Raw genomic sequence first — 13,105 nt, 5'->3', positions numbered from 1 at the left:
ATTATATATCAAGATAGTGAAAAAAGCTTCAAGTCCGCAGACTTGAAGCTTTTTTTAGCTATCTTACTATTACGCGTGTTTTGCAATAAGTTCAGCAAGTGCTTCTTTAGGTTGGAAACCAACAACCTTATCCACCACTTCACCGTCTTTAAGGACGATTAATGTCGGGATGCTCATCACACCGAATTTTCCTGCTGTTTCTTGGTTTTCATCTACATCCACTTTAACGATTTTTGCTGTATCGCCAATTTCAGTATCAAGCTCTTGAAGAACAGGAGCGATCATTTTACAAGGTCCGCACCATGGAGCCCAAAAATCTACAAGAACAACACCTTCGCTAGTATCTGTTGTGAAAGTTTGGTCAGTTGCATTTACAATAGCCATATATATTTCCTCCTCAAATTTACTCAAATAACTAAAGACAGTATACCATTGTTGCTCGAACCGATGCTAATATTTTGCTTCAGTGGTAGGATGTCCAAAAAAAGAATGAATATGCAGGCCGAAGTCCTTGCCTCTTAGCCCAAATAAAGGGGCAAGACACGTATCGGCTTTCGCCAAATGTCTTGCCCCTTATCTGTAATATCTCTTTTTTTAAGCGTTAACTTTTAGTTTTTTGAATTCTTCCGTAAGTAATGGAACGACTTCGAAAAGGTCTCCGACAATTCCATAATCAGCTACATTGAATATGTTAGCTTCCGGGTCTTTATTGATGGCAACAATAACCTTGGAGTTGGACATCCCCGCTAAATGCTGGATCGCACCGGAAATTCCGCAGGCGATATAAAGGTCAGGTGTTACGACTTTACCCGTTTGCCCGATTTGCAAAGAATAATCGCAATAATCCGCATCACATGCTCCGCGGGAAGCTCCTACAGCTCCGCCAAGAACTTGTGCAAGTTCCTTTAATGGTTCAAAACCATCTTCACTTTTCACGCCCCGTCCGCCTGCGATGATTACTTTCGCTTCTGAAAGGTCGACCCCTTCGCTAGCTTTTCTAACAACATCTTTAATGATGGTGCGTAAATCCTTAATATCCACACTTAATGTAGAAACATCGCCAGAGCGGGACTCGTCTTTCGCTAATGGTTCGATATTGTTCGGACGGATTGTCGCGAATATCACGCCATCCGTAACAATTTTCTTTTCAAATGCTTTACCAGAATATATCGGGCGGGTGAAAACGATATTTCCGCCTTCTTCTTCAATGGATGTAACGTCCGAGATCAAGCCTGATTCAAGCTTTCCAGCCAATTTAGGTGCAAGGTCTTTTCCCAGGGCCGTATGTCCAAAGAAAATCCCTTCTGGCTTTTCCTGCTCGATGACCGCAAGCAAGCTTTGCGCATATCCATCTGAAGTATATTGTTTCAATTGATCATTTTCCACTGCCACGACCCTGTCCGCGCCATATTGGATCAATTCATTCCCGAAATTTTGAACACTGTCACCAACTAAAACACCTACGATTTCCCCGCCATCTGCAGCAAGTTTAGCCGCACCGATAGCTTCAAATGATACATTTCTCAGTGAACCGTCACGAACTTCGCCCAATACAAGAAACTTTCTAGCCATTTATAAAAACCTCCTGTGCTCTATTTTCTTTTTTGTCGTGTGTGTTGTTTTGAAAAGTGCCGTTTAAGATTAAATCACTTTTGCTTCACTGCGTAATAATTGTACAAGTTCGCTAACTTGATCACCGATTTCTCCGTCCAATACTTTTCCAGCTTCTTTTTTAGCAGGAAGGTAAATTTCAATCGTTTTTGTTTTTGCCTCAACATCTTCTTCTTCCAAATCCAGGTCATCCAATTCCAATTCCTCAAGCGGTTTCTTCTTCGCTTTCATGATTCCTGGCAAAGAAGGATAACGCGGCTCATTTAGCCCTTGTTGAGCTGTCACCAACAATGGAAGGGATGCTTCGATCGTTTCGGAGTCCCCTTCGACATCCCGGATAACGCTTACATTTCCATTTGCGATGTCCAATTTAGTAATGGTTGTAATATAAGGAATTTCTAAAATTTCGGCAACGCGTGGTCCCACTTGACCAGAGCCGCCATCGATTGCTACGTTTCCTGCAATGATTAAATCGGCATTTTTATCTTTTAAGTATTCACCTATAATTTTGGCAGTCGTGAATTGGTCGCCATTTTCTATGTCGTCTTCTATATTTATCAATACGGCTTTGTCAGCACCCATTGCCAGCGCTGTACGTAATTGCTTTTCAGCCTCTTCGGTTCCGACGGAAATAACCGTTACTTCGCCGCCTTGTGCATCACGTACCTGGATCGCTTCTTCAACCGCATACTCATCGTATGGATTAATGATGAATTCTGCTCCATCCTCATTAATTTTTCCGTTGGATAGTGTAATTTTTTCTTCTGTATCAAATGTTCTTTTCAGCAGTACATAAATGTTCACGATAATACCTCCCGAATGATTTGAGTTTTGAAGATTATGAATTTTATTGATATATAGTATTGTTCTACAGATTTCATCAAAATCCTGCATGATATATAAAAATAGTTATTTAGATCATTTCCCTTTGAATACAGCTTCCCTTTTTTCAATGAAAGCGCTGATTCCTTCTTGAGCATCAGCGGTATCGAATGCTTGGCCAAAGAGGGCGGCTTCCCTTTCCACACCTTTATGGTAGGAATCATGCTTAGAATAATTCAATAACTCAATGGCCGACTTTAAAGCCAGTGGGCTTTTCTTGGCGATTTTATTGGCTAGTTCTTTAGCTTTTGGAATCAGTTCTTCATCCGTGAAGGCATGATTCGCCAATCCGCATTGCACAGCTTGGGTACCTGAAATCGGTTCACTTGTAAACAGCATTTCAGCTGCCTTTGCCATGCCTACATAACGAGGAAGGCGTTGGGTCCCGGCAAATCCAGGGATTAAGCCCAACTGCAGCTCAGGCAAACCAAGTTTAGCCCTTTCGGTGACCAATCGGATGTGACAGGCCATGGCCAGCTCCAATCCTCCGCCAAGCGCTGCTCCATGGATGGCTGCAATGACCGGTTTTGGAAAAGATTCGATTTTCTCAAATACAGATTGACCATTCTTGGTCAGCTTCTCGAAAGCTTTCCCGTTTTCCACTTCCGTAAACTCTTTAATGTCTGCTCCTGCAGAGAAGAATCTTCCTTCACCATGAAGAAGGACTACCCGTACGGCTTCGTCTTCCCCAATTTGATCGAAGGCTTGTGAAAGCTCTCCGATGATAGCCGAAGAAAGCGCATTTGCAGGTGCATGATCAATCGTTATAAAAGCCACATGATTTTCGACAGAAAGCTTAAGATATTCCATATCAATCCCTCCAGGCATCCTAGTCAAACTTTTTTGAAAATTCAATATGTATCACTTCCCTAATAAGCGGGAAGCAGGATTAATCGATTCTTTCGAGGATGGCTGGGCATCCCCTATTTAAATCGTTAACTTTTCAGGCCACAGCCGCCAATCAGCAGGCGGTGAACGTCTGATGCAAGGTCAGGAAGAGAGTACTTCTGCTCATTCATGACCCATGTCGTCACGGTTTCGTCAATCGTTCCAAAAATCATCTGCCTGGCAAGTAAATTATTTAAATCAGGCAGGAATTCGCCGTTCTCTTTTCCTTCAATAATGATCTGATCGATTAAATTTAAATACCCTCTTAACACATCATTAATTCTAAGGCGCAATTCCTTATTCGACTGTCTTAATTCCAACTGAGTGACAATTGCTAAATTCACGTCTTCTGAAAGGTTTTTAAAATGTCTTTGGATGAGCACATGCAGTTTATCCGAAGCAGTGGTCTTTCCTTTTATCTCTTCTTCGATCTGTTCCACAAAAGAACCCATCTTTTCATGGAATAATGATATTAAGATATCTTCTTTATTTTTAAAATATAAATATATGGTGCCATCCGCTACGCCTGCCTGCTTGGCGATTTTGGATACTTGGGCTTGATAGTAACCGTTTTGGGCAATGACGATAACGGCCGCTTCAATAATTTGATTATACTTTGGTCTGTTGCTTTTCACTGGATGTCCCCTTTCAGAAAAATGAATGAATAATCATTCATATTTCTATCATAAAATGACGGCCTTTTACTGTCAAGCAAAAACTTCAAGAGTCCTGACATTCCACTTATGTTCATTGTACAGCCCCCATCCATAGCTTGTCCAGCCGTTCTGCAAAACACGGAGCTCTCTTCCGCTGCTCCGTTAAAAGGGGGGCTTGTTTAAGCTTCTTTTCTTTCCTCGGATATTTTTTTCTTTTCTTCCTCGATAAGGACCCTTCTCAGGATCTTTCCTATCGTCGTTTTAGGAAGTTCATCCCGGAATTCATAGCTGCGCGGCACCTTATAGGAAGCCAGGTTCTTTCTGGCAAATTCATTCAATTCCTCTTCAGTGGCCCTGGCATTTTTTTTCAGTACGACATAGGCCTTAACTGTCTCACCGCGATAAGGGTCGGGAATACCTGCCACGACCACTTCCTGTATGGCCTCATGCTCGTATAGCACTTCCTCCACCTCTCGTGGATATATATTGAAACCGCCTGCAATGATTGTATCCTTTTTCCTTTCGACCACATAAAAGAACCCCTGCTCATCCATGTAGCCCAGATCTCCTGTAAGCAGCCAGCCATTTTTAAAGGTGTTTTCCGTTTCATCCGGTCGGTTCCAATACCCTTGCATGACCTGTGGTCCTTTTATGGCAATTTCGCCTATTTCATTCGGGGGAAGCTCTTCAAAGGTTTCCAGGGATAGAATCACCGAGTCAGTATCTGGCCATGGCAGCCCAATGCTTCCTTTTACACGCGGCTGATCCCAGATGAAATTAGCATGGGTCACCGGTGAGGTTTCAGAAAGTCCATAGCCTTCAACAAGCTTCCCGCCGGTAATTTTCTCAAACTGCTCTTGAACCTCTACGGGCAATGATGCAGAACCGCTAATACAGGCATTGATGGAAGAAAGGTCATATTTAGCGATATCCGGATGGTTCAAGAGGCCGATATACATCGTTGGCGCTCCCGGAAACATGGTCGGCTTCTGTTTTTGGATGGTCTTAAGCGTCGCTTCGACATCGAACTTTGGCATGATGATCATGGTGTTCCCTTCCATGATGGAAAGAACCAAGACTGTAGTCATACCGTACACATGGAAGAAGGGCAGAATCGCGAGGATCCTTTCCTCACCGCGCTTATTTTTATAAAGCCAAGCATTGCACATTTTCGTATTTGCCAGCAAGTTCTTATGGGTTAACATGACCCCTTTGGGAAAGCCTGTTGTCCCACCAGTATATTGCAAAAGGGCAAGGTCATTATCCACATCGATCGGCACAGTGGCTTCTTCAGTCATCTTTCGTTTCATTATTTCGGAAAATAAATGATGATTCCCTTCATGCTCCACATTGATGACAATGCCGTATTGCTTTTTTTGGATAAAAGGATAGATAAGGTTTTTCGGAAAAGGTAAATATTCCTTGATAGCGGTTACAATTATATGTTCTATATCTGTTCTTGATGCCACTGCAGCTACACGGGGAAATAAAATATCCATTGCCAAAATTATTTTCGCTCCGGAATCTTTCATTTGATATTCTAATTCACGTTCAGTATAGGTTGGATTCGTTTGAACCACGACTCCGCCGGCCATCAATATACCAAAAAAGCTTATGACACCCTGAGGGCAGTTAGGAAGCATGACGGCAACGCGTTCACCTTTTTGAAGGCCGATACTTTTTAAATAGGCAGCAAACTTTAAAGCAGATTCATGCACTTCCCGGAAAGTTAATTCTTTTCCCTGGAAATGAATTGATACTTTATCGGGGAATTCTTCGGCTGATTCCTTTAAAAAAGAATAAAGAGGTTTATCTTCATAAGACAAAACAGCGGGTATCTGTTCCGGATAAATAGCTTGCCATGGCTTATTGCTCATTTGCCCCCTCCTTCTGAATATTCTCAATACTCTTTTCATTATAATACAATCGGCATTTTCTTACAATTGCCGAATTTCAGAGTATAACGACCCTGCGATGAGATATATGTTCTATACCGACCATAGGGAATATTGGATGCACCACTTAAAATTCGCCCATTCATATATTCCAATTCTGATACACATCCGTCACAGATTTGCGTTTGCATGGCCGGTCAAGCATTAAGCGATAATTCTTCAATCTTTTGTATCAATATGAAAAGTCTATTTGACCATTACGATTATACATTCCATACCCCAATCTTTTTTATCGGAACTCAAATAAAAGAAGCGGCATAATGGCCGCTTCAGTTAAAGAATGTCATATAAATGATTCCAAGCAGAAAAAAGATCCCGCAACAAACAATTAAGACTTTTGCAAGTTTCTCCACAGCTTACTCCCTCTCATGAAGGACATTAAGAAATCCCTGCGCCGATGACAAAAGATAATGCGATTGATATGATCATCGATAGGAATCCAACTGCCCGATTATCTTTTTGTATCTCTTCATCTATTTTAAATCCAGGAGTCATAAATTCAAAAATGAAATAACCGATCAATAGCAGGACAAATCCGTATACGCCCCAGCCAATCATGGTAAGAAGCGAATTCTGATGGAGAATGGACTGTTGGAATACATAGGCGATCCCAAATATTTTACCACCTGTTGCCAACGCGACAGAAAGGTTTCCTTGTTTGATTTCCTCCCAGTTCTTGTACTTTGTGACAAGTTCAAAAATGGCTAAAAAAACAATCATGCACAGAATAACGACACTGTAACGAGCAGCTATATATACATATTCATTTTCCCACATATTCACCATGGTCCAACTCCCGAATGGTAACAAGACACCCGGCTTGGCAGAATGGCCGGAGTGACCGCTTTCCTTTATTTAAATTCCACCACAGTAACACCTGTCCCGCCTTCACCGGCCTCGCCGAAGCGAATCCTTTTGACGGAGCGGTGGTTTTTCAAGTATTCCTGGACCCCGGACCGAAGTGCACCCGTTCCTTTACCATGAATGATGGAGACACTCGAATAACCGGCCAAAAGAGCATCATCAATGTACTTTTCCACTCTTGATATTGCATTTTCAAAGCGCTCTCCACGGAGGTCAAGTTCAACGCTAACGTGATAATCGCGGCCTTTGATCGTGGTGAGGGGCTTTGTTTCTTTTACTTTTGTGGCCTTGATGAATTCCAGGTCAGACTCCTTCACCTTCATTTTCATGATGCCGATTTGAACCTGCCATTCATTATTTGAAACCTTCTCGATCAAGTGACCTTTTTGACCGAAGCTTACGACCTTTACTTCATCTCCAGGTTTCAAGCTCTTATCCAGCGGCCTTGCCGCTTTATTTGATGTTTTCTTCACCTTTGGCGCTGCTTCTTCAAGCCGCTTTTTGGCATCGATCAGTTGATGCTCTTTAACATCGGCATGCTTTTCAAGTCGCAGTTTACGTAAGTCGGCAATAATCGCTTCCGCTTCCCTTTTTGCATTTTCAACGATTGCAGCTGCCTCTTTTGCTGCCTTTTCAACCATCGCATCCCGTTCTTCATGGTATTCACCAATTTGCCTTTGTAGGTCTTTATGAAGAATTTCAGCCTGTTCCAGGTGATTCTTGGCTTCCTGTTCTTCTTCTTCGGCCTTTTTGCGGCTGTCTTCAAGGGACGCTATCATATTCTCAACTTTATTCGTATCCTCACCTATATGGCTGCGGGCGCTGTTTATCACGCTTTCTTCCAAACCAAGGCGTTTGGAAATTTCGAACGCATTACTCCTACCTGGTACACCGATCAAAAGTTTATAGGTGGGACTCAAGGTTTCCACATTAAATTCGACGCTTGCATTAATGACGCCTTCCCGATCATACCCATACGCTTTTAATTCCGGATAATGTGTCGTTGCAATCACACGTGCCCCGCGCTTATACACTTCATCCAAAATGGAAATGGCCAAAGCAGCACCTTCCTGTGGGTCGGTACCCGCTCCAAGCTCATCGAATAAAACAAGGCTGTCATAATCGACATGCTTTAGGATATCGACAATATTGACCATATGCGAAGAAAATGTACTCAAGCTTTGTTCAATCGACTGTTCATCGCCAATATCGGCATAAACGGAAGAAAACACAGCCGTTTCGGATCCATCCAGCGCAGGGATTTGCAGACCGGACTGGGCCATTAACGTACAGAGGCCAATTGTTTTCAGGGTAACCGTCTTACCACCTGTATTCGGGCCGGTGATGACGATTGTCGTAAATTCATCACCAAGAAAAATATCATTGGCCACGACAACATCACTTGGAATGAGCGGGTGTTTCGCTTTGAATAATTTCACGCGTCCTTCATTATTCAGAATCGGCTTGGATCCTTTAATCGCTTTTGCATACTTCGCCTTGGCGACAAGGAAATCGATTTGGGCAAGCACTTTGACATTATGAAGCAATTCAGGAGTGTACGCACCGACTTTTTCCGATAGTTCGACCAATATCCGTTCTATTTCCTGCGTTTCCTTCACTCTTGTTTCCTGGAGGACATTATTCAGCTGAACGATCGCTTGCGGTTCAATGAACAGTGTCTGCCCTGATGAGGATTGATCATGGATGATCCCGCCATACACACTCCGGTATTCCTGTTTTACCGGGATGACGAATCGGTCATTCCGGATGGTGATGATGGCATCGGATAACATTGTTGATGCATTGGAAGAACGGATCATGCTTTCCAGTTTTCCCCTGACGCGGCTTTCGTTCGTCCGAATTTGGTTTCTTAGGGTACGAAGCTTGTCACTGGCAGAATCCATCACTTCACCATGTTCGCTTACTGCATACGTTATTTCCTGCTGTAAATCTATCAATGGATGAAGGGAATCGATATATTCGGCCAAAAGCGGAACATCAATTTCCTGCTCTGCAAGTTCTTCAAAGAAACGGCTGAGGATCCTGCCGGCACGAATCGTACTCGCAAGTTCCATCAATTCCATCGGTGAGAGCATTCCGCCAATCTGTGCCCTTTTTGCATGCGGACGGATATCAAAAATCCCGCCCAATGGCAAATTCCCTTTCAACCGGACGATCTTGGCTGACTCATCTGTTTCTTCCTGCCATCTCGACACCTCTTCAAAATCCGTGGAAGGCATCAATTGCTCTGCCTTCTCTTTTCCTATCGATGAGGATGCGTGTGAAATTAATTGTTCTTTTATTTTATGAAATTCCAATGTCTTTAAAGCTTTATTATGCATGGAGTTAAAGCTCCTCCTTATTTATGGGCAAATAGTTAATCATTTCTCTTTAAAAACGCCAATAATCCATCCGTATCCCTTGCATTAAGAACCGTTGATTCTTTGATCCAGCCTTTTTTGGCTGATGAGACCCCAACAGGCATGTGTTCAAGCATGTCGATGCTGTGGGCATCCGTATTGATCACGATCGGAACGCCTGCTTCCTGTGCCTTGCGCAGATGGGGGGGTGCCAAATCCAATCGATTCGGGTTCGCATTCAATTCCAAGGCTGTATTCGTTTCTCGTGCCAGTTCGATCAGCATCTCGATATCAACATCATATCCGGTTCGTCTGCCGATGATCCTTCCCGTTGGATGGGCAATGATATCTACATGCGGATTATTCAGGGCCGTTTTCAAGCGCTCCATGATCGTGTCCCGAGGCTGTGAAAAGCTTGAGTGAATTGATGCGATCACCAAGTCCATCTCTGCAAGCAGCTCATCGTCATAATCAAGGGTCCCATCAGGAAGTATATCCATTTCAATCCCTGAAAGAACGGTAAAGTCAGCGTATTTTTCATTTAGTTCATGGATGATGCGTTTTTGTTCACGTAAACGTTCCGCGGTCAAGCCGTTCGCCACTTTCAGATATTGCGAATGATCGGTGATGGCCATATACCGATACCCTTTTGCACGGCATGCTTCAATCATTTCTTCAATCGTATGGGCCCCATCGCTCCATGTGGTATGCATATGCAGGTCACCTTTGATGGCCTCTAAAGATATGAGAGGTTCATTAGCATCATAATGCTCCACTTCCGTTCCGTCTTCACGCAGTTCCGGCGGAATGAAAGGAAGTCCAAAATGATTATAAAATTGTTCTTCCGTTTCAAACGTCAATACATCACCGGTTTCAGTCACTTCCACCCCATATTCGCTGATTTTCTCGCCGCGATCTTTAGCAAGCTGGCGCATCCTCACATTGTGATCCTTCGAACCTGTAAAATGATGGAGTGTCGTGATGAATTCCTGATCCTTCACGATCCGGAAATCAACAGATATATCATATTCATAATCAAGCACGACCGACACTTTTGTATCACCGGCCGCAATCACCTGCTTTATCCCCGTTAATGCAAGCAGTTGATCCTTAACTTCTTCTGGATGATCTGTCGAGATGATGAAATCGAGGTCCTTGATGGTCTCCCTCATACGCCGGATGCTGCCTGCCCTGGAAGAACGGATGATGTATTCCATGTTAGCAAGGGCGGTTTCAATATCATCCGCAATCGGCCTCATGAAGGCAAGGGGCAGCCGATCGGGCCTTGAACCTACCTCTGCAATGGCAGAAAGGATCTTCTCTTCCGTTTTTTTGCCGAAACCTGCTAGTGCCGCGACCCTGCCTTCTTCACAGGCGATTTTAAGATCATTCACATCATTGACATGCAGCTCTTTATGAAGCTTGGCAATTTTCTTCCCGCCCAGACCTTGAAGCTGAAGAAGCGGAATCAATCCTTTTGGCACCTGCTCCTGCAGCTCTTCAAGCACGGTCGATTTCCCCTCGTTTATATACTCCTCGATGACGGATGCCGTTCCTTTCCCGATTCCATTTAAAGCGGTAAAGTCATCGATGGCCGAAAGGCTCCGGTCATCCGTTTCCAAGGCTCCAGCTGCCTTTCGGAAAGCTGAAACCTTGAACGGGTTCTCTCCTTTTAGTTCCATATATATTGCAATTTTTTCTAATAGTTTAATGATATCTTTTTTATTCATTGTCATTTATTTCACCGCCAAAAAAATTAGTAGGGTGTCCATTGTTCACTTTCTTTAAGATACCTTTCTTGGAGGTAAAGTACAAGCAGTCAGGTTCTTAACTTTCGAATCAAATAGGGGGAAGTTACATGCTGCTACATAAAAAGGGGCCTCCCCCGTTCAAAGTATAGGAATCCAGGACTTTGAGAAAGGGAGGCAGGCCCTCTTATACTTACATTAAGATTGTTTTACATTATGAAACCAAAGCTCCTTCACTTGCTCGGAAAGGAACGGCGTATGTTTCACGATCGATTCTGCCAGAAATGAGCCAGTTAATGGTTTCTGAATGGAATCCATTGGCAGCATGGCAGCTATATATAATATAATAAACATGATAAGATAGACTTCGAGAAAACCCAATATCCCTCCACCCCAGCGATTCAGCTGCTTTAATATCGGCAGGTGGGTAATGAAATTGAGCATGGATCCTATCATTTGCCAAAGGATCTTGGCAGCAAAGAAAATGATTGCAAAGGCAATTGCATTGTAATACGCCGTATCAAGCCCGACTGTGTCGAAAAACATATTAAGGGTCGAGGAATCGCCCATCGTTGGGAACGGAATCCACAATTTCAAATTGGGAGCAAGATCTCCGTAAAATACATAAGCGACGATGAAGGCTACAATGAACCCTGTCATATGAACCGCTTGTAAAATGAAGCCACGCTTTAAACCGATTAATAAACCGATTAAAAGAATGGCCAGAATTGCTAAATCAAGCATGTACTCAGTCCTTCTCTCTCTTTAATTCCAGTTGAAGCTGGTCTAATTCATCTTTTAGTTTAATATATTCGTGGATGGTATTCACGGCCGTTAGCACCGCTAGCTTGCTTGTATCCAAGTGTGGATTTTTCATCCTGATCTCTCGCATTTTTTCGTCAACCATCGAAGCGACCAGGCGCATATGACTTGCGCTTTCTGTGCCGACGATTGTATATGGTTGTCCGTATATATCAACTGTTGTTTTATTTCGTTTATCGTCTGACAAAATGATGCCCCCAATCTAAACAATCCTAATTCTATCATATCATGAAGTTTTTCGTCACGAAAGAGAGTACATCGTCATTTCTCGCATAAAAACTTCAATAATTTGTCAAACGAAAGCGAATTTAGGAAGAAGATCACCTAATAAACAAAATGAAGTTAGGAGCTAACCCATTATGTCCCATGTTGTTTTACTTATCAGTCCTGAACAAATAAAGGCGATGAAATCCCATTATTCTTCATCCTTGGCCGCCAAGCTGCCGCCGGGGAGCATCTTTTCCGCAAAACCGCCGCTATGTACGGTTACGGCCTATAAATCCGGGAAGGTCCTTTTTCAAGGTAAGAATGCCGAACTAGAAGCGGGAAAATGGCAAAAAGGCACCACGGCTGCGGCTCCAAAGAAAAAAACGGCATCCTCTGCATCCGTCAAGGCCCATCGATATTCGCCGCCTGCCAATATCGGAACCATGTCAGTGATCGGTTCCGATGAGGTCGGAACAGGAGACTATTTCGGCCCGATCACCGTCGTAGCCGTATATGCAAAAAAGGAGCAACTCTCTCTATTGAAGGAACTTGGTGTCCAGGATTCCAAAAATCTGAAAGATCCACAAATCATCGAAATAGCCAAACAGATCAAGGATGTAGTGCCCTTCAGCCTGCTTACATGCGACAACCCGAAATATAATGCGCTGCAGGCAAAGGGAATGTCACAAGGAAAAATGAAGGCACTCCTCCATAACCAAGCAATCAAGCATCTCATGCAAAAAATCCAGCCTGAACAAGCGGAAGCGGTCCTTATTGATCAATTCGCTCAACCAGAGGTATTTTTCAATTACCTCAAAGGCCAAGAACTATTCCAGGCTAATGCCACCTATCTATGCACAAAAGCGGAAGGCATTCATCTTGGAGTAGCAGCGGCATCCATCATTGCCCGATATGCATTCGTCAAACGCTTTGACTTGCTTAGTGAAAAAGCAGGATTCAAAATCCCCAAAGGTGCCGGATTTGCAGTCGATGAAGCGGCCGCAAGATTGATTCATGAAAAAGGAATCGATTCATTGCACGAATTCACGAAAACCCACTTCGCCAACACAGAAAAAGCGAAGCGACTATATCAACAAAAATATCATAAATAG

12 protein-coding genes are annotated in these 13,105 nt (G+C 43.3%); 1 reads left to right on the top strand and 11 read right to left on the bottom strand.

All coding sequences use genetic code 11. From position 1 onward, the window contains the following. Positions 1-69 precede the first annotated feature (69 nt). The 11 genes from trxA to zapA all read right to left on the bottom strand — a co-directional run bounded on the left by trxA (position 70) and on the right by zapA (position 11,973). A complete protein-coding gene (gene trxA / locus ACQKNS_RS12540) occupies positions 70-384 on the bottom strand; it encodes a thioredoxin (RefSeq protein WP_034308995.1) in 315 nt (104 codons plus the stop codon). Between the two features lie 210 nt (positions 385-594). Further along, a complete protein-coding gene (locus tag ACQKNS_RS12535) occupies positions 595-1,572 on the bottom strand; it encodes an electron transfer flavoprotein subunit alpha/FixB family protein (protein ID WP_098370029.1) in 978 nt (325 codons plus the stop codon). A gap of 69 nt (positions 1,573-1,641) precedes the next feature. Continuing rightward, positions 1,642-2,415: an electron transfer flavoprotein subunit beta/FixA family protein gene (locus tag ACQKNS_RS12530; protein WP_352919368.1), complete on the bottom strand. Its 774-nt coding sequence runs from the start codon at positions 2,413-2,415 to the stop codon at positions 1,642-1,644. Positions 2,416-2,529: 114 nt separating this feature from the next. Beyond that, a complete protein-coding gene (locus ACQKNS_RS12525) occupies positions 2,530-3,303 on the bottom strand; it encodes an enoyl-CoA hydratase (RefSeq protein WP_427643282.1) in 774 nt (257 codons plus the stop codon). Between the two features lie 125 nt (positions 3,304-3,428). Then, a complete protein-coding gene (locus tag ACQKNS_RS12520) occupies positions 3,429-4,016 on the bottom strand; it encodes a TetR/AcrR family transcriptional regulator (protein ID WP_427643280.1) in 588 nt (195 codons plus the stop codon). 200 nt (positions 4,017-4,216) lie between these two features. After that, on the bottom strand, positions 4,217-5,914 hold the full coding sequence (locus ACQKNS_RS12515) for a long-chain-fatty-acid--CoA ligase (protein ID WP_427643278.1): 1,698 nt from the start codon (positions 5,912-5,914) through the stop codon (positions 4,217-4,219). 456 nt (positions 5,915-6,370) lie between these two features. After that, a complete protein-coding gene (locus ACQKNS_RS12510; protein ID WP_230301750.1) occupies positions 6,371-6,778 on the bottom strand; it encodes a DUF350 domain-containing protein in 408 nt (135 codons plus the stop codon). Positions 6,779-6,843: 65 nt separating this feature from the next. After that, positions 6,844-9,198: an endonuclease MutS2 gene (locus ACQKNS_RS12505; RefSeq protein WP_427643277.1), complete on the bottom strand. Its 2,355-nt coding sequence runs from the start codon at positions 9,196-9,198 to the stop codon at positions 6,844-6,846. A gap of 35 nt (positions 9,199-9,233) precedes the next feature. After that, on the bottom strand, positions 9,234-10,952 hold the full coding sequence (gene polX, locus ACQKNS_RS12500) for a DNA polymerase/3'-5' exonuclease PolX (protein WP_427643275.1): 1,719 nt from the start codon (positions 10,950-10,952) through the stop codon (positions 9,234-9,236). A 210-nt stretch (positions 10,953-11,162) separates the two neighbouring features. After that, positions 11,163-11,708, bottom strand: a complete 546-nt coding sequence (locus ACQKNS_RS12495; RefSeq protein ID WP_427643273.1) for a CvpA family protein — start codon at positions 11,706-11,708, stop codon at positions 11,163-11,165. Positions 11,709-11,712: 4 nt separating this feature from the next. Beyond that, positions 11,713-11,973, bottom strand: coding sequence for a cell division protein ZapA (gene zapA / locus ACQKNS_RS12490; RefSeq protein WP_034309021.1), 261 nt, complete (start codon positions 11,971-11,973; stop codon positions 11,713-11,715). A gap of 172 nt (positions 11,974-12,145) precedes the next feature. On the opposite strand from zapA, the gene rnhC reads away from it, so the two are divergent. After that, on the top strand, positions 12,146-13,105 hold the full coding sequence (rnhC, locus tag ACQKNS_RS12485; protein WP_427643271.1) for a ribonuclease HIII: 960 nt from the start codon (positions 12,146-12,148) through the stop codon (positions 13,103-13,105).

It is taken from the genome of Peribacillus sp. NPDC094092 (assembly GCF_050279365.1).
In the GTDB taxonomy this organism is placed as follows: Bacteria; Bacillota; Bacilli; order Bacillales; family DSM-1321; genus Peribacillus.
Note: the sequence above shows the minus strand (reverse complement) of the source record. Positions and strands in the feature narration are given on the sequence as shown.